The organism is Streptomyces sparsogenes, from assembly GCF_001704635.1.
Taxonomy (GTDB): Bacteria; Actinomycetota; Actinomycetes; order Streptomycetales; family Streptomycetaceae; genus Streptomyces; species Streptomyces sparsogenes.
In genome coordinates, this window is sequence record NZ_MAXF01000029.1 from 61,780 (window position 1) to 77,975 (window position 16,196).

At 73.7% G+C, this 16,196-nt stretch carries 15 protein-coding genes; 7 read left to right on the forward strand and 8 right to left on the reverse strand.

What is annotated here, in order from left to right; translation table 11 throughout:
• Positions 1-17: 17 nt before the first annotated feature.
• Positions 18-1,028, reverse strand: a complete 1,011-nt coding sequence (locus tag BBH68_RS05980; RefSeq protein ID WP_065959448.1) for a zinc-binding alcohol dehydrogenase family protein — start codon at positions 1,026-1,028, stop codon at positions 18-20.
• A gap of 146 nt (positions 1,029-1,174) precedes the next feature.
• Here BBH68_RS05980 and BBH68_RS05985 point away from each other — a divergent pair, with 146 nt between their 5' ends.
• The 3 genes from BBH68_RS05985 to crcB are packed head-to-tail and all read left to right on the forward strand — an operon-like array spanning position 1,175 to position 2,519.
• Positions 1,175-1,780, forward strand: coding sequence for a fluoride efflux transporter FluC (locus tag BBH68_RS05985; RefSeq protein ID WP_065959452.1), 606 nt, complete (start codon positions 1,175-1,177; stop codon positions 1,778-1,780).
• Complete coding sequence (locus BBH68_RS05990; protein ID WP_065959453.1) at positions 1,777-2,148, forward strand: DUF190 domain-containing protein; 372 nt, start codon at positions 1,777-1,779, stop codon at positions 2,146-2,148. The genes BBH68_RS05985 and BBH68_RS05990 overlap by 4 nt, the downstream gene beginning before the upstream one ends.
• The gene (crcB, locus tag BBH68_RS05995) at positions 2,145-2,519 is read left to right on the forward strand and encodes a fluoride efflux transporter CrcB (RefSeq protein ID WP_065959455.1); all 375 of its coding nucleotides are present in this window, start codon (positions 2,145-2,147) and stop codon (positions 2,517-2,519) included. The genes BBH68_RS05990 and crcB overlap by 4 nt, the downstream gene beginning before the upstream one ends.
• 37 nt (positions 2,520-2,556) lie before the next feature.
• Here crcB and BBH68_RS06000 read toward each other — a convergent pair whose 3' ends face one another.
• Entirely contained in the window at positions 2,557-3,498 is a 942-nt protein-coding gene (locus tag BBH68_RS06000; RefSeq protein ID WP_065959456.1) for a LysR family transcriptional regulator, read from the reverse strand.
• 83 nt (positions 3,499-3,581) lie between these two features.
• Between BBH68_RS06000 and BBH68_RS06005 the strand changes: the two genes are divergently transcribed.
• From BBH68_RS06005 to BBH68_RS06015, 3 genes are read left to right on the forward strand one after another with little or no spacing between them, the layout of a single operon-like run.
• The gene (locus BBH68_RS06005; RefSeq protein WP_104531229.1) at positions 3,582-4,346 is read left to right on the forward strand and encodes a succinate dehydrogenase; all 765 of its coding nucleotides are present in this window, start codon (positions 3,582-3,584) and stop codon (positions 4,344-4,346) included.
• A gap of 1 nt (position 4,347) precedes the next feature.
• Positions 4,348-6,330: a fumarate reductase/succinate dehydrogenase flavoprotein subunit gene (locus BBH68_RS06010; RefSeq protein ID WP_065959458.1), complete on the forward strand. Its 1,983-nt coding sequence runs from the start codon at positions 4,348-4,350 to the stop codon at positions 6,328-6,330.
• The gene (locus BBH68_RS06015; RefSeq protein WP_065959459.1) at positions 6,327-7,085 is read left to right on the forward strand and encodes a succinate dehydrogenase/fumarate reductase iron-sulfur subunit; all 759 of its coding nucleotides are present in this window, start codon (positions 6,327-6,329) and stop codon (positions 7,083-7,085) included. Before BBH68_RS06010 ends, BBH68_RS06015 begins: the two co-directional genes overlap by 4 nt.
• Before the next feature lie 99 nt (positions 7,086-7,184).
• Here the strand turns inward: BBH68_RS06015 and BBH68_RS06020 are convergent, their stop codons facing one another.
• The 3 genes from BBH68_RS06020 to BBH68_RS06030 form a co-directional block, all read right to left on the reverse strand.
• On the reverse strand, positions 7,185-8,369 hold the full coding sequence (locus tag BBH68_RS06020) for a Cmx/CmrA family chloramphenicol efflux MFS transporter (RefSeq protein ID WP_065959461.1): 1,185 nt from the start codon (positions 8,367-8,369) through the stop codon (positions 7,185-7,187).
• Positions 8,370-8,849: 480 nt separating this feature from the next.
• Entirely contained in the window at positions 8,850-10,322 is a 1,473-nt protein-coding gene (locus BBH68_RS06025; protein WP_079150830.1) for a PH domain-containing protein, read from the reverse strand.
• 138 nt (positions 10,323-10,460) lie between these two features.
• Positions 10,461-10,982, reverse strand: a complete 522-nt coding sequence (locus tag BBH68_RS06030; protein ID WP_065959463.1) for a PH domain-containing protein — start codon at positions 10,980-10,982, stop codon at positions 10,461-10,463.
• Positions 10,983-11,079: 97 nt separating this feature from the next.
• Here BBH68_RS06030 and BBH68_RS06035 point away from each other — a divergent pair, with 97 nt between their 5' ends.
• Positions 11,080-11,751 carry a TetR/AcrR family transcriptional regulator gene (locus BBH68_RS06035; protein WP_065959467.1) on the forward strand — a complete coding sequence of 224 codons (672 nt, stop codon included), beginning with the start codon at positions 11,080-11,082 and terminating at the stop codon, positions 11,749-11,751.
• A gap of 9 nt (positions 11,752-11,760) precedes the next feature.
• On the opposite strand, the gene BBH68_RS06040 is transcribed toward BBH68_RS06035, so the two are convergent.
• From BBH68_RS06040 to BBH68_RS06050, 3 genes are all read right to left on the reverse strand, one after another.
• Positions 11,761-13,872, reverse strand: coding sequence for an FUSC family protein (locus BBH68_RS06040; protein ID WP_065959469.1), 2,112 nt, complete (start codon positions 13,870-13,872; stop codon positions 11,761-11,763).
• Between the two features lie 117 nt (positions 13,873-13,989).
• Complete coding sequence (locus BBH68_RS06045; protein WP_065959470.1) at positions 13,990-14,445, reverse strand: hypothetical protein; 456 nt, start codon at positions 14,443-14,445, stop codon at positions 13,990-13,992.
• A 238-nt stretch (positions 14,446-14,683) separates the two neighbouring features.
• Complete coding sequence (locus tag BBH68_RS06050; RefSeq protein ID WP_065959473.1) at positions 14,684-16,180, reverse strand: CoA-acylating methylmalonate-semialdehyde dehydrogenase; 1,497 nt, start codon at positions 16,178-16,180, stop codon at positions 14,684-14,686.
• Positions 16,181-16,196 lie beyond the last annotated feature (16 nt).

Genomic DNA, 16,196 nt, shown 5'->3' on the forward strand with positions numbered 1-16,196 from the left:
CCTTCCGATGACATGGATCAGCTCGACGCCCCGGGGGCTCCCCGGTTCATCGTCAGCACCGCCACCCCGTGCACCCGGTCGGCCGCCAGGTCGTCCAGCGCCGCGTCCGCCCGGTCGAACGGGTACGGCGTCACGCTGACCCGGAGCCGGTGGGCGGCCGCCGCGTTCAGGAACTCCCGCCCGTCCTCCCGGGTGTTCGCCGTGACGCTGCGCAGGGTGCGCTCGCGGAAGAGATGCCGCTCGTACCGCAGGGACGGGAGGTCGGAGAGGTAGATCCCGGCGACGCTCAGGGTGCCGCCGGCGTCCAGCGCCTCCAGGGCCACCGGCACCAGATCCCCCACCGGCGCGAAGAGGATCGCCGCGTCCAGCGGCTCCGGCGGCCGGTCGTACGCGTCGCCGGCGGACGCCGCGCCGAGCTCCAGCGCGAGCGCGCGCGCCGCCGCCGACCGGGTCAGCACATGGACCACCGCGCCGCGGCCGATCGCGACCTGGGTGGTGAGGTGCGCCGATCCGCCGAAGCCGTAGACGCCGAGCCGGCCGCCCGGCGGCAGCTCGGCGCGGCGCAGCGCGCGATAGCCGATGATCCCGGCGCACAGCAGGGGGGCGAGCTCCTCGTCGGTGTAGTCGGCGGGCAGCTCGTACGCGTAGGAGGCCGGGACCGTGGCGTACTCGGCGTAGCCGCCGTCCGTGTCCCAGCCGGTGTACGCGGAGGACGGGCACAGGTTCTCGCGGCCCCTGAGGCAGTAGCGGCACCGGCCGCAGGTCCGGCGCAGCCAGGGGATCCCCACCCGGGCCCCGGGCGGGAAGCCCTCGGCCGCCGGTCCCGCCGCGACCACCTCGCCGACCACCTCGTGGCCGGGAACGACGGGGGTCTTGCGGGGCGGCAGCTCGCCGTCGCGTACGTGGAGGTCGGTGCGGCACACCCCGCAGGCCCTGACCCGCACCAGCAGCTCGTCCGCCGCCGGCCGCGGAACCGGCAGCTCCACCTGGTCGAGCCGGCCCGGGCTCCGCACCACCCATGCCCGCATTTCGCCCGTAATGCCTTGATCATCCTGCGCCACCGGGGCAACGTACTGCGGCGGCGGCACGGGGACACGGAGGCGCGCGTGAGGGGCACGTCAGCGGCCGGAGCACCCTGGGCCGCCGCGCGGGCCGCCCCGTAACCTTGAGGCCCATGGGCAGCTCACGGTCTCCGCTGGCGGAGCAGGTCACCGGGCACGGCACCGGTGCCGGCGCGCGCCCGGGCCGCGGCGCCTGGCGCGGGCAGGGCCCGGTGGTCTGCGCGGTGGCGGTCGGCGGCGGGGCCGGGGCGGCCGCGCGGTACGGGGCGTCGCTGCTGTGGCCGACGCCGACGGGCGCGTTCCCCTGGACGACGTTCATGGTCAACGCGGTCGGCTGTGCGGTCATCGGCGTGTTCCTGGTGCTCATCACCGAGGTGTGGGCGGCCCACCGGCTGGTCCGGCCGTTCTTCGGCACGGGGGTGCTGGGCGGGTTCACCACCTTCTCGACGTACGCCGTGGACGTCCAGCGGCTGCTGGACACGGGCCACCCGGTCCCCGGGCTGGCCTGCCTGGCGGCCACTCCGGTGGTGGCGATGGCGGCGGTGTGGGCCGCGGTGGCGGCGACGCGGCGCGCCATCGGGGCGTTCGGGGCGTTCGGGGCGCGCGAGACGGGCGGTGCCGGTGCCGGTGCCGGAGGGGTGACCGGCGCCGGCGGTGCCGGTCAGGCGACCGGCGCGGGCGGGGGCGCGGGCGGTGCCGGCGGCGGGGGCGCGCGATGAACGGCCTGCGGCTGACCGTCCTGGTCGGCGAGAGCGACACCTGGCACCACCGGCCCCTGTTCGCCGAGGTCGTGCACCGCGCCCATCGGGCGGGCCTGGCGGGGGCGAGCGTCTTTCGCGGGGTGGAGGGGTTCGGCGCTTCGTCGGTCGTCCACACCTCACGGCTGCTGTCGCTGAGCGAGGATCTGCCCGTCGCGATCGTGATCGTGGACACGGAGGAGCGGGTCCGGGCCTTCCTGCCGGACCTGGAGGAACTCCTCGGCGAGGAGGGCCTGGCCGTCCTCGACCCGGTCGAGGTGATCCGCCCCCCGGGCCCCGGTGGAAACGACCACGGCGGCGACGGCGGCGGTAGCGGGGAGGCCCGGTGAACTGGCTGCTGGTGGTGATCGGCGGCATGGTGGGCGCGCCGCTGCGCTATCTGACCGACCGCGCGGTGCAGTCCCGGCACGATTCGGTGTTTCCCTGGGGCACCTTCACCGTCAATGTCATCGGCTGTGCGGTGCTGGGCCTGCTGACCGGCGCCGCCACCGCCGGGGCCGCCTCCCCCGAGCTGCGGCTGCTGCTGGGCACGGGGCTGTGCGGGGCGTTGACGACGTACTCGACGTTCTCGTACGAGACGCTGCGGCTGGCCGAGGACGGCGCGCGGGGCTTCGCGGTGGCGAATGTGGTGGTGAGCGTGGCCACCGGGCTCGGCGCCGCCTTCGCCGGTGCGGCGCTGGCCCGGGCCCTGTGGGGCTGACCAGCGCGGCCCTTCATTCAGCCCTTCATTCAGCCCGTCATTCGGGAGCGGCCGGCAGCAGCCTGGTGCCCGGGGTCAGCTCCTGGCCCACCCGCGGCGAGCGCAGGTGCTCCAGCAGCACCCGGCGCAGCTCCCGGGCCGCCCGCGGCGGCGCCACGTCCTTGCGGTGCGCGAGGGAAATGGTGCGCCGCATGTCGTGGCCCGCGAAGGGTGTGGCCCGCAGCCCGGACCTGGCGGCCACCATGCCGGGGATCACGGCGATCCCGAGCCCGGCCCGGACGAATCCGAGCACCGCGTCCATCTCCCCGCCCTCGACGGAGAAGGCGGGCTCGAAGCCGGCCGCCCGGCAGGCCGAGGTGGTGAACTCGCGCAGGTCATAGCCGCGCCGGAACATCACAAGCGGCTGGTCCCGCAGGTCCTCGACGCGGATGTGACGGCGCCGGACGGGCGGCGGGGAGGCCGGCGAGGAGGCCACGACCAGCTCCTCGCGCAGCAGCTCGGTGGTGGCCAGCGCGGGGGCCTGCCCGGCCAGCGGGGTGATGATCAGCGCGAGGTCCAGCTCCCCCGCGGCCAGGGTGCGCACCAGGTCCTGCGAGCCGCCCTCGTCCACGATCAGCTCGATGCCCGGGAACTCGTCGTGGAAGCGGCGCAGCACGTCCGGGACGAGGCTGGCGCACAGGCTCGGCGGGGCGCCGAGCCGGACCCGGCCGCGCCGCAGCTGGGCGACCTCCTGCACCTCGCGGCGGGCGGTCTCGGTGTCGGCGAGGATCTGCCGGGCCAGCGGAAGCAGGGCCTCCCCGGCGTCGGTGAGGGCGATGTTGCCGCGGGCGCGGTGGAACAGCTCGGCGCCCAGCTCCCGCTCCAGGGTGCGGATCTGCTGGGACAGCGATGGCTGGGCGACATGCAGGATCTCCGCGGCCCGCGTGAAATGGCGGGTATCGGCCACGGTGGCGAAATAGCGCAGCTGCTGCAGTCTCACGCAGGCATGATAGGCATGCTCTATCGATTCCAGCCATACCATGTCTTGGACGAATCGCCAAGGGCTGCCTAGCGTCTTGTCCCATGGCACTGGCGACGCGGACGGACCCTGAGCGGCCCGCCCAGAAGGGGCCGCGACAGCGGCCGGAACCGCCGCGGAAGCCCGCGCGGAGGCCGTCACTGATCGGCTCCGTGTGGCGCTCGACCGTCGGCAAGAAAGCGGTGATGGCCGTCACCGGGCTGGTCATGCTGGCCTATCTGGCGGCCCATATGTTCGGCAACCTCAAGATCTTCTTCGGCCCCGGGGAGTTCAACCACTACGCGCACTGGCTGCGCGTCATCGGCGAGCCCGCGCTGCACTACGAGTGGTTCCTGTGGCTGGTCCGGGTGGCGCTGGTGGCCTCCGTGGTGCTGCACGGCGTGGCCGCGTACCAGCTCAGCCGCCGGGACCTGGCGGCGCGGCCGCGGAAGTACGCGCGCCGCAGGCAGGGCGCGAGCTACGCGACCCGGACCATGCGCTGGGGCGGTGTGATCCTCGGCCTGTTCGTCGTCTGGCACATCCTGGACCTGACCACGCTCACCGTGAACGAGCGCGCCGAGCCCGGCCACCCGTACCAGAACGTGGTCGCGACCTTCTCCACCTGGTATGGCAACACCATCTACATCGTGGCGATGCTGGCCCTCGGCGCGCACATCAGGCACGGCCTGTGGAGCGCCATCCAGACCCTCGGGGCGGGCCGCCCGCACCGCGACCGGGCCCTCAAGATCGCCTCGACCGCCGTGGCGGTCGTCCTGGCCGGCGGGTTCATCTCCGTGCCCATCGGCGTCATGACCGGAGTAGTGAGCTGACATGAGCGCGTATACGGCGTACACCACCGGCGAGCCGATCACCGACACCAAGGCCCCGGACGGCCCGATCGAGGAGCGCTGGGACCGCCGCCGCTTCGAGGCCAAGCTGGTCAACCCCGCCAACCGCCGCAAGTACACGGTGATCGTGGTCGGCACGGGGCTCGCGGGCGGCGCGGCCGGGGCGACCCTCGCCGAGCAGGGCTACCGCGTGGTGCAGTTCTGCTACCAGGACTCGCCGCGGCGGGCCCACTCGATCGCGGCCCAGGGCGGCATCAACGCGGCCAAGAACTACCGCAACGACGGCGACTCCATCCGCCGGCTGTTCTACGACACCGTCAAGGGCGGCGACTTCCGCGCCCGCGAGTCCAATGTGCACCGCCTCGCCCAGGTCTCGGTGGAGATCATCGACCAGTGCGTGGCCCAGGGCGTGCCGTTCGCCCGCGAGTACGGCGGGCTGCTGGACACCCGCTCCTTCGGCGGCGTCCAGGTCTCCCGCACCTTCTACGCCCGCGGCCAGACCGGCCAGCAGCTGCTCCTCGGCGCGTACCAGGCGCTGTCGCGGCAGATCGCCGCGGGCCACGTCGAGATGCACCCCCGCACCGAGATGCTCGACCTGATCGTCATCGACGGACGGGCCCGCGGCATCGTGGCCCGCGACCTGATCACCGGCGAGATCTCGACGTACTTCGCGGACGCCGTCGTCCTGGCCTCCGGCGGCTACGGCAACGTCTTCTACCTGTCGACGAACGCCAAGAACAGCAACGCCACGGCCATCTGGCGGGCGCACCGGCGCGGCGCGTACTTCGCCAACCCCTGCTTCACCCAGATCCACCCCACCTGCATCCCGCGCTCGGGCGACCACCAGTCCAAGCTGACCCTGATGAGCGAGTCGCTGCGCAACGACGGCCGCATCTGGGTGCCCAAGGCCAAGGGCGACACCCGCCCGCCGGCCGAGATCCCCGAGGACGAGCGGGACTACTACCTGGAGCGCATCTACCCGTCGTTCGGCAATCTGGTGCCCCGCGACATCGCCTCCCGCGCCGCGAAGAACGTGTGCGACGAGGGGCGCGGGGTGGGCCCGGGCGGCCAGGGCGTCTACCTGGACTTCGCCGACGCGATCGCCCGGATGGGCCGCGAGGCGGTGGCGGAGAAGTACGGCAACCTCTTCGAGATGTACGAGCGGATCACCGCCGAGGACCCGTACCGGGTGCCGATGCGGATCTACCCGGCCATCCACTACACGATGGGCGGCCTGTGGGTCGACTACGACCTGCAGACCACCGTGCCCGGCCTGTTCGCGATCGGCGAGGCCAACTTCTCCGACCACGGCGCCAACCGACTCGGCGCCTCCGCGCTGATGCAGGGCCTGGCCGACGGCTACTTCGTCCTCCCCGCCACCATCAACGACTACCTGGCCCGCCACCCGCACGGCGAGGTGGACCCCGGTCACCCGGCGGTCACCGAGGCGGTGGCGGAGGTGCAAGGCCGCCTGGCGCGGCTGCTGGCGGTGGACGGGGACCGCACCCCCGACTCCTTCCACCGCGAGCTCGGCGAACTGCTGTGGGACGAGTGCGGCATGGCCCGCACCGACACCGGGCTGCGCAAGGCGCTCGACCGCATCCCGGCGCTCCGCGAGGAGTTCTGGCGGCGGATCAAGGTGCCGGGCACCGGCGAGGAACTCAACCAGTCGCTGGAGAAGGCCAACCGCGTCGTCGACTACCTGGAGCTGGCCGAGCTGATGTGCCTGGACGCGCTGCACCGCACCGAGTCCTGCGGCGGCCACTTCCGCGAGGAGAGCCAGACGCCCGACGGCGAGGCGGCCCGCGACGACGAGAACTTCTCGTACGTGGCGGCCTGGGAATACCGGGGGTCCGGGGGCCGGCCCCCGGGAGAGCACGGCCAGGGCACCGGCGGCGCGCCCGTCCTGCACCGCGAGGACCTGGCCTTCGAGTACGTCCACCCCACGCAGCGGAGTTACGCATGAGGCTCACCCTGCGGATCTGGCGCCAGCGCGGCCCCGAGCAGCCCGGCGCCATGACCGCGTACGAAATCGACGGCATCTCGCCCGAGATGTCCTTCCTGGAGATGCTGGACACCCTCAACGAGGAGCTGATCCTGCGCGGCGAGGAGCCCGTGGCCTTCGACCACGACTGCCGCGAGGGCATCTGCGGCGCGTGCGGCATGGTCATCAACGGCCAGGCGCACGGCCCCGAGCGGACCACCACCTGCCAGCTCCACATGCGCCACTTCTCCGACGGCGACACGATCGACGTCGAGCCGTGGCGCGCCGCCGCCTTCCCGGTGGTCAAGGACCTGGTCGTGGACCGCTCGGCCTTCGACCGGATCATCGGCTCGGGAGGCTTCATCTCCGCGCCGACCGGCAGCGCCCCCGACGCCCACGCCACCCCCGTGCCCAAGCCGGTCGCCGACACGGCCTTCGAGCACGCCGAGTGCATCGGCTGCGGGGCGTGCGTGGCGGCCTGCCCCAACGGCTCGGCGATGCTCTTCACCTCGGCCAAGGTCGTCCATCTGAACGTGCTGCCGCAGGGGCAGCCGGAGCGCGAGTCGCGGGTGCTGGACATGGTCGGGGCGATGGACGAGGAGGGCTTCGGCGGCTGCACCAACACGGGCGAGTGCGCGGTGGCCTGCCCCAAGGGGATCCCGCTGCAGAGCATCTCCATGATGAACCGGGAGTTCCTGCGGGCGAGCGTCAAGGGCGGCGGCAGGAACCGGGGCTGACCGTACGAGGGTGTACGGGTCGGCGTACGAGGGTGTCGTACGCCGACCCGTATGGCCGGCGGTGGCGGCCCTCCTCGGACCCCGTGCTCGGCCTTGGGCTCAGACCGCCGCCGTCGCCGGCGTCTCCTCGCGCCGCTCGTCGCGGCGGCGCAGGACCGCCGCGAGGCCGAGCGTGCCCAGCGCGACGGCCATCATCAGCGCGCTGGTCCACACCGGCGCGCGGAATCCGAGGCCGGCGTCGATGGTGAGCCCGCCGAACCAGGGGCCCGCCGTGTTGCCGACGTTGAACGCCGCCGTGAGGAACCCTCCCGCGAGGGTGGGGGCGCCACCGGCCAGGTAGAAGGTGCGCGAGGTCAGGGCGGGGGCGATACCGAACGCGAGCATGCCCTGGACGAAGACCAGCGCGAACACGGCCACCGCGCCCCCGGCCGTCAGGGCCAGCACGGCCCAGCCGAGCGTCAGCGCGCTCATGCCGGCCAGCAGGACCGTATACGGCCGGGCGTCGGCGATCCGGCCGCCGACGGTGATGCCGACGAACGCGCCCAGGCCGAACAGCACCAGCATCGCGGGCACCCACCCGTCGCCGTAGCCGCTGACCTCGGTCAGCAGCGGCGCGAGATAGGTGAAGGTGCAGAAGGTCGCGCCCTGGACGAGGGCGTTCATGGCGTAGGCGGTCAGCAGCTGGGGGCCGACCAGCGCGCGCAGCTCGGCGCGCAGCCCGGTCGCGGGCGCGTCGGGGCGGCCGGCCGGGATCGAGGCCAGGACGGCGACGAGGCCCGCGACGGACAGCCCGGCCACCGCCCAGAACGCCGACCGCCAGCCCCACAGCTGCCCCAGCACCGCGCCGCCGGGCACACCCGCCACACAGGCCAGCGTGACCCCGCCCAACACCACCGCCATGGCGCGGGCCTTGGCCCCCGGCTCCACCATGCCGACCGCCGCGCCGGCGGCCACCGCCCAGAATCCGGCGTTGGCGAGCGCGCCGACGATCCGCGTGGCCAGCAGCACGCCGTAGTCGTCGGTGAGCGCGCCGACGACATGGGCGGCGGCGAACGCCACGAGGAACGCCACCAGCGCGGTCCGCCGTGGCCAGCGCAGCGTGAGGATGGCGAGCAGCGGCCCGCCGACGACCATGCCGATGGCGAAGGCCGAGGTCAGGAAGCCGGCCTGGGGGATGGAGACCCCCAGGTCGGCGGCGATGTCCGGCACCAGGCCGGACAGCATGAACTCCGAGGTGGCTTGGGCGAACACGGCCAGCCCGAGCATGTAGACGGCAAAGGGCATAGGGGTACTCCCCGCGTGAAGGTGAAGGTGAAGGTGACGTGACTGCGAACGGGCAGCGTTCACCGACGGAGTGGCTCACCAGGAGGAGTGCGCCCGCGCGACAGCGCGCCTACGGAGAGCGCGCCGGCACGGAAGTGCGCCTACGGGAGAGTGCGCCGAAAGGAGATCGCGGGAACCATCGCGGGAACCAGGGGAATCAGGTGCCCTCGAAGGGGAGTCGACACTCAACATCCGGTCGGAGTCGTCCGCTGCCCAGGAAACGGAGATCCGGCCACCGGTGTGCGTGGCTCAACGGCCTTGACGCCACCGGTACTCGCCGGTGGCTACGGTCTGTCGGACTCCGGGCTGCTCATGACCCCGCACCGTAGCATCCCCGGGCGAGCGTCTGCCACGGGCCCGGTCGGTGGGGCCGCCACGGATTCCCGGTGGGGCCGCCCCGAGGCGGCGGCCCGGGGGGCGGCCCGGAGGCGGCCCCACCCGTCACCAGGCGAGGAACTCGTCGAGGATGCCCGGCGTCGCCGCGTGCGCGAAGGCCGCCGCCTCCCCCGCCGCCATATCGGGGATGCGATAGCCGCCCTCCCCCGCCGCGACGGCCGCCGTCGCCGTGGTGACCCCGGCCCGCCGCGCCATCGGGGTGTCGGTGAACGTCCAGGCCAGCACCGCTGTGCGGGCGAGGGCGACGGTGTCGCGGCTGAAGGTGCCGGAGCGGATGAGCAGATGGCCGTCGGGTCCGTCCGGCAGCCCGTGGCCGAGCGTGCGATACGCGTCGCGCGCCAGGGCGTACGCGACGGGGGTCGCGAGGAGGAGGAAGCCCCCGGCGCAGTACAGCAGCACGGGCAGCGACAGCAGCGCCCCGAGGACGACGAGAGCGGCCGTCACCGGCGCCACGGTCCACGCCATGCCGCGCGCGAAACGGCGGCGGAGGGCGGCGCGCGGGTGGCGGACCAACTCGGGCCGGTCGAAGAGCGCTTCGCCGACGGGCGCCACGCCGGGCGGCGGGAGGGCACCGGGCAGCGCGAGGACGCCGTTGAGCACCCGCAGCGCCTCCGCGCGCGGGGCGGGCGGGAGCACCGTGCTGCGCGCGCGGTTCTCCTCGCTGTCGCCGAGGCCGCCGGCCACGGCCCGTACGGTCGCCCCGCCGGCCGCGCGCAGCAGCATCGGCTCGCGCAGCACCGCGCCGCGCAGCCGGGCGCGCTCGATGGAGACCGAGCGGGTGGTGAGCAGCCCCCGCCGCACCCGCAGGGTGCCCGCGTCCGCCCACTCCAGGCGGTACCGCCACCAGTTCTCGGCGTACACGGCGAGCGCGCCGACGCTGCCCACTGCGGCCACGGCCAGCAGGGCCAGCGGGACCGTCAGCCACAGGGCGCTGTGGCCGAACTGCTCGAAGGCGCGGCGGACGACCCCGATGCGCCACGGCTGCACGCCCAGGTCGTCCAGGACCCGCCACACCGCCCCCACGGCCGCGAACACCCCTCCGAACACCCAGAACGTGAGCGGGGCGTAGCGCAGCCAGCGCGGGTCCCCGGTGGACAGGACCGGCTCGTCGGCGGCGTCGCCGCCACCCGCGCGGGCCAGCAGTTCGGCGCGCAGCCGCTCGGCGGCGGGGCGGGTGAGGGCTTCCAGGGTGAGCCCGTCGCGGCCGCCGGTGGCCCCGGTGGTGCCCGCGCGCAGCACGACCAGGTCGAAGAGCCGCTGCACGGGATGGGCGGTCAGGTCGACGTTGCGCACCCGGTGCAGCGGTATCGCGCGCAGCCGGCGGACGAACAGGCCACTGCGCAGTTCGAAGGAGTCGGCGGTGACCCGGTAGCGGGTGCGCGACCAGCCGATCAGCCCGGCGGCGGTGACGCAGGCGAAGGTGGCCGCGATGACGGCGAGGGTGATCCAGGCCCGGTCGCCCAGGTGGCCCCCGGTGGCCAGCGCGGTGAGCGCGAGCGAGGCGAGCGGGGCCGCCATCCAGCCGCAGTGGACCGCGATGGTGCGGGGGTCGAGCGCGCGCCAGGGGACCTCCGTCTCGTCGCGCGTCGCGTCGTCGGGGGCCGTGCCATCCGGGGTCGTGCCGTCCGGGGTCGTCCGGGGTCGTGCCGTGGGTGGTCACGCGGCATCACCGGGCACCAGTTGCGCCGCGTCGCCGATGCGCCGGGCCAGCTCCCGCGCGTCGGCGTCGGAGAGCCCCGCGATGCGGACGTCGCCCGCCGTGGAGGCGGTGGTGACGGTGACGGTGGCCAGCCCGAAGACCTGCTGGAGGGGGCCGCGCACGGTGTCGACGGTCTGCACCCGCGACAGCGGGGCGATGCGCCGCTTGCGCCAGAACCAGCCGCTCGCCGCGTAGACCGCGCGCACGCCCAGCTCCCAGGCGTGGGTGCGGTAGCGCCACCGGGGCATGGCCCAGACGTAGCCGAGCGCGGGGAGCACCAGGGTGACCAGCAGCAGCGGGCCGAGCCAGGGCAGCGCGCTGGGGAAGAAGAGGAGCGAGAGGACCAGCAGGGCGGCGGCGGTCAGCAGCATCGGCCCGCTCACCACGAGCAGCGCCTGTGTGGTCCACCAGCGGCGGGCGCGCGGATCGACCCCGTGGAGCGGATCCCTGAGACGGGGCGCGGGTGTGGGCATGGACATGGGAGATCCCCCGGCTTTTTCAAGTCAACTGTATTGGCACGCGCCCGCCACGGTATAGCAATACGATCGACTTGCGAAAGCGGGAAGGGAGGCCGGTGTGCCGAAGCGGGTGGACCACGAGGAACGGCGCAGACAGATCGCCAGGGCGCTGTGGCGGATCGCCGCCGAGCGCGGCCTGGACGGGGCGAGCCTGCGCGATGTGGCCACGGAGGCGGGGATCTCGCTGGGGCAGCTGCAGCACTACTTCACCAGCAAGGACGACATGATCGTCTTCGCGCTCCGGCATATCGCGCAGCTGGCCGAGGAACGCGTACGGACCCGCATCGAGGCGCTGCCCGGCGCCCCCACCCCGTGGGTCATCCTCCGCGAGACGCTGGCCGAGATGCTGCCCCTGGACGACGCGAGCCGCACCGGCCATCTGGTGCAGATCTCCTACTTCGTACGCGCCGTGCACGACGAACGGCTGCGCACCCACGCCAAGGAAGGCACCGCGGCCCTCCGCGGCTTCTTCGCCGACCAGGTGAAGGCGGCCATCGCCCGGGGCGAGGTGGCGGCGGACCGGGATCCCGTCGGCGAGGCGACGCTGCTGATCGCGCTCACCGAGGGGCTCTCCAGCGAGGTGCTGATGGAGACCCTCGCGCCCCAGGAGGCCATGGGCCTGATCGACGCCCACCTGGCGCGCCTCTTCAGCGGCGGCCAGGGAAGCCCCAGCAGTCCCGGCAGCCCCGACAACCCCGACAACCCCGGCAGCCCCGGCAGTCCCGGCTGAGGCGGTGCGTCAGTCCTTCCCTGGATTACCCCCTGGCCTGCTCCCTGGCTTACCGGGCCGCCGGGCGAGGGCCTGGGTCAGGTCGTCCAGGGCCTCCACCAGCAGCTCGGCGCCGCGCACCGCCACCCCCGGCCGCTCCTCCTCCCGGTCCTGCCACCGCTCCAGGGCCTCGTGCACGGCGCCCCACTCGGCCACCCGGCGCTCCCGCACGGCCGTGACCGCCTCCGGCAGCGACTGCCGCAGCGCCTCCGCGAACTCCTCGGCCTCCTTGGACGCGGGCGCGTCGGAGGCGGGCAGATGGGCCTCGACCAGCATCGTGACCCGCCCCATGGTGGACAGCGCCGTCTGCGCCGCCCGGGCGGCGCCCCGGGACAGGCCGCGGTGGCGCACCGGCTCCTTATGGGCCCGCGCCTCGCTCTGCTCCCAGGCCGCCCGCGCGGCCCGGGCGTCCAGCAGCGCCTCCCGCACCTGGCGGGGGCGGCGGTCGGCGGGGCGGGCGTGGACGTCGAAGACGGCGACGGCATAGCGGCCGTTCGCCCCCAGCCAGTCGGCCAGCCGGTCCCGCAGCAGCGGCGTCTCCCAGGCGGGGAAGACGACATAGGCGGCCATCGCCAGCGCCCCGCCGAGCAGGGTCAGCGCCACCCGCGCCGCCACCGTCTGCGACCAGCCCTCGCCCGCGATGCCCAGCAGGAAGACGACATACGCGGTCACGCACGCGGAGGCGACGATGAAGCCGGTGCGCATCAGCAGGTACAGCGACGCCGCGCAGACCACGGCCAGCGCCGCGCTCACATACGGGCCGGGGTGGGCCAGGGCCATCACCGCGCCGCCGAGCACCACGCCCGCGAGCGTGCCGGTGAAGCGCGCCACGCCCCGCGAGAAGGTCTGGCCGAAGTCCGGGCGCAGCACCATCACCGAGGTGAGCGGCGCCCAGTAGCCGTGGCCCCACGGCAGGGCGGCCCCCAGCAGATAGCCGCAGGAGGCGACCGCCGACACCCGCACCGCGTGCCGCAGCACGGGCGAGGACCACCGCGCCTCGCGCCGCAGGGCGCGCAGCGCCACCGGCACCATGCCGGGCACGGTGGGCCGGGGCAGATAGCGGCGGTCCTTGGCCCCCTCGGCCGTCACGGCCTCCACCGGCTCGTCCGAGGACTCCACCACATCGGCCACCAGCGCCATCAGCCGCAGCGCGGCGCGGCGGGCGGCTCCGCTGAGCATCGGCCCGGTCGGGGGCACCTCCAGGACCGCCATCGCGTCGGGCGGCAGCCGCACCGGCTTGCCCCAGCGGATCGCGTGGGCGACGGCGTCCAGCACGGTGGCCGTCGCCCCCAGCAGATCACGCGCCCGGTCGCGCTCGGGCCCGTCCGGCGCGGCGCCGACCACCGGGTCGGCGAGCGAGGCCAGCACCGGCCGGATCCGCTCGGCGAGCAGCCGGTAGCCACGCAGTTGGCGCGGGCGGCGCCGGGCCTGCCGGGGCGTCAGGGCGGCGGCGCTGCGGGCCTCCATCAGCGGCTGCGGGTCGAACGGCGCCACCGGGTCGTGGCGCAGCCGGCGCGCGTAGTCGGCCACCGCGGCGAGCGCGTCCGCGAGGGCGTCGCGCTGCACCCCCCACGGCCGGACCGGGAAGAGCACGATGAGCGCGGCCTGCACCACCCCGCCGAGCCCGATCAGGGCGGCGTGCTGCAGGGCGCCCAGCACCGAGGTCGGCAGGGTGACGGTGACCAGCATCACCGCGACCATCTGGGTGGACACCAGCCCGGACACCGGGCCGACCGCCCAGGCCATCCCCGTCAGCAGCGTCCAGGCGGCGATCATGACGAGGAAGGTCGCGGTGTGGGCGGCGGCCAGATAGCCGAGGAACGTGGACACCGCCAGTCCGCCCGCGGCGGCCAGCGCCAGCGCGGGGCGCGGCCGCCAGCTGCGCTGGAAGGTCGCGATCCCCGACGAGAAGGCGCCGAACGCCGAGGAGACGGCCAGCGTCGGCGAGCCGAGCCACAGGGTCAGGCCGATGACCAGCGCGACCCCGCACGCGCCGCGCAGCGCGACGAGCGGTTCCAGCCTGGTGCGCTCGATCGCAAGCCCCGCGCGTGCGGTCGCCTTCAAGGCGTGTGACCAGCTCATACGCCGAGGTTACGGCCTTGATCCACGGAAACTGAACCGGCCGTTCCGCACTGGTTCGTCACATCCGCAGAGTCACATCCGCGGCATCGCCTCGTCGGTGTCGCGCCCGCGCGACACTCAGCCCGCCACACCGCAGTCGACGTCCAGCAGCTTCATCGGCTTACTGGCGTCGAGGTCCACATAGGCGGTGAAGGACGCGGTGCCCGGCTCGCCGCCCCAGGTGGTGGTGATCGTCGCCCAGCCCACCCGCGCCGACTGGGCCGTGGTGACCTCCCCGACCTCGATGTCCAGCGGCTCGTTCTGCGCGCACAGCAGCACGTCGAAGCCGGGGTTCTCGGCGGCCTTCTCCTTGAGCTGCTTGGAGACTAGGTGCTTGCGCTCCCAGGCGGTCGGGCCGTGGTCGCCGTAGAAGCCCTCCAGGAAGTGGTGGATCTCCTCCGCGGTGTAGCGGCCGTTGGGGTCGGTCCGCTCGGCGGCGGACGCGGGCGAGCCGGCGGTGAGGACGAGCCCGAGGCCGAGCGCGGCCGCGCAGCCACCGGCGAGGGCCGCGGAGCGACGAAGAGAACGAAGCATGAGATTTCCCCCTGTGTGGTGCTTATCAGTCTGTGAGTGGCCTTGTGGCCATTGATCGGTCGAACACCAAGAGAGACCCGCGCCCCGAGCGGATGGTTGCCCCGTCGCCGTGCAACAGGGCCGTAACAGCCCCGCCTTGGCGACCCCCTCACCCTGAATACACACGAAGCCTCCCGCCGGATCCGTACCGGCGGGAGGCTTCACCCGAACGAGCGATCGATCACAAGGTCACGGCGGCTCAGTGGTTCTTCGGGAACCCGAGGTTGATGCCGACCTCCTCCGAGGGCTCCGGCCAGCGGGTGGTGATGACCTTGCCGCGGGTGTAGAAGCGCACGCCGTCGTTGCCGTAGATGTGGTGGTCGCCGAACAGCGAGTCCTTCCAGCCGCCGAAGGAGTGGTAGCCGACGGGCACCGGGATCGGCACGTTGACGCCGACCATGCCCGCCTCCACCTCCAGCTGGAAGCGGCGCGCGGCGCCGCCGTCGCGGGTGAAGATGGCCGTGCCGTTGCCCCACCGCGAGCTGTTGATCAGCTCGATGGCCTCGTCGTAGGTCTCGGCGCGGACCACGCACAGCACCGGGCCGAAGATCTCGTCGCGGTAGGCGTCGGCGGTGGTGGGCACCTTGTCCAGCAGGGAGACGCCGATGAAGAAGCCGTTCTCGTGGCCCTCGACCGTGTAGCCCGTCCCGTCGACCACCACCTCGGCGCCCTGCGCGGCGGCGCCGTGCACATACGAGGCGACCTTGTCGCGGTGCTCCTTGGTGATGAGGGGGCCCATCTCGGAGGCCGGGTCGTCGCCGGGGCCGATGCGGAGCCTGGCGGCGCGCTCGGCGATCTTCTTCACCAGCTCGTCGCCCGTGTCGCCCACCGCGACCACGACGGACACGGCCATGCAGCGCTCGCCGGCCGAGCCGTAGGCCGCGTTGATGGCGTTGTCGGCGGCGAAGTCCAGGTCGGCGTCGGGCAGCACCAGCATGTGGTTCTTGGCGCCGCCGAGCGCCTGCACCCGCTTGCCGTGCTCGATGGCCCTGGACTGGATGTACCGGGCGATGGGCGTGGAGCCGACGAAGCTGACCGCGGCGACGTCGGGGTGCTCGAGGAGCCGGTCGACGGCCACCTTGTCGCCGTTGACGACGTTGAGCACGCCGTCCGGCAGGCCCGCCTCGGCGGCCAGTTCGGCCAGCCGCCAGGAGGCGGAGGGGTCCTTCTCGCTGGGCTTGAGCACGAAGGTGTTGCCGCAGGCGATGGCCACCGGGAACATCCACAGCGGCACCATGGCCGGGAAGTTGAACGGGGTGATGCCGGCCACCACGCCGAGCGGCTGGCGGATCGAGGCCACGTCCACCCCACCGGAGACCTGCGTGGACAGCTCGCCCTTCAGCTTCTCCGCGATGCCGCACGCCAGCTCGACGATCTCCAGGCCGCGGGCCACCTCGCCGAGGGCGTCGGAGTGGACCTTGCCGTGCTCGGCGGTGATCAGCCGGGCGATCTCGTCGCGGTGGGCGTCCAGCAGCTCGCGGTACTTGTAGAGGATCGCGGTCCGCTTCGCCAGCGATACGGTGCCCCAGGACGCGAACGCCTCCTTGGCGGCGGCGACCGCCGCGTCCACCTCCGCCACGGAGGCGAAGGCCACCTGGGTGTCCTGCGCGCCGGTCGCCGGGTTGTACACCGGGCCGAACTCGCCCGACGCGCCCTCGACGGGCTTGCCGCCGATCCAGTGGTTGAGGGTCTTCATGGCTGCGGGCCTTTCT

What these genes read in the sequence shown, in the direction of transcription:
- BBH68_RS06005 (WP_104531229.1), top strand. Translation starts at nt 3,582, where the DNA reads ATGGCACTGGCGACGCGGACGGACCCTGAGCGGCCCGCCCAGAAGGGG.
- BBH68_RS05990 (WP_065959453.1), top strand. Translation starts at nt 1,777, where the DNA reads ATGAACGGCCTGCGGCTGACCGTCCTGGTCGGCGAGAGCGACACCTGG.
- BBH68_RS05980 (WP_065959448.1), bottom strand. Translation starts at nt 1,028, where the DNA reads ATGCGGGCATGGGTGGTGCGGAGCCCGGGCCGGCTCGACCAGGTGGAG.
- BBH68_RS05985 (WP_065959452.1), top strand. Translation starts at nt 1,175, where the DNA reads ATGGGCAGCTCACGGTCTCCGCTGGCGGAGCAGGTCACCGGGCACGGC.
- BBH68_RS06045 (WP_065959470.1), bottom strand. Translation starts at nt 14,445, where the DNA reads ATGCTTCGTTCTCTTCGTCGCTCCGCGGCCCTCGCCGGTGGCTGCGCG.
- BBH68_RS06030 (WP_065959463.1), bottom strand. Translation starts at nt 10,982, where the DNA reads ATGTCCATGCCCACACCCGCGCCCCGTCTCAGGGATCCGCTCCACGGG.
- BBH68_RS06015 (WP_065959459.1), top strand. Translation starts at nt 6,327, where the DNA reads ATGAGGCTCACCCTGCGGATCTGGCGCCAGCGCGGCCCCGAGCAGCCC.
- BBH68_RS06010 (WP_065959458.1), top strand. Translation starts at nt 4,348, where the DNA reads ATGAGCGCGTATACGGCGTACACCACCGGCGAGCCGATCACCGACACC.
- BBH68_RS06040 (WP_065959469.1), bottom strand. Translation starts at nt 13,872, where the DNA reads ATGAGCTGGTCACACGCCTTGAAGGCGACCGCACGCGCGGGGCTTGCG.
- BBH68_RS06020 (WP_065959461.1), bottom strand. Translation starts at nt 8,369, where the DNA reads ATGCCCTTTGCCGTCTACATGCTCGGGCTGGCCGTGTTCGCCCAAGCC.
- BBH68_RS06050 (WP_065959473.1), bottom strand. Translation starts at nt 16,180, where the DNA reads ATGAAGACCCTCAACCACTGGATCGGCGGCAAGCCCGTCGAGGGCGCG.
- BBH68_RS06025 (WP_079150830.1), bottom strand. Translation starts at nt 10,322, where the DNA reads ATGGCGGCCCCGCTCGCCTCGCTCGCGCTCACCGCGCTGGCCACCGGG.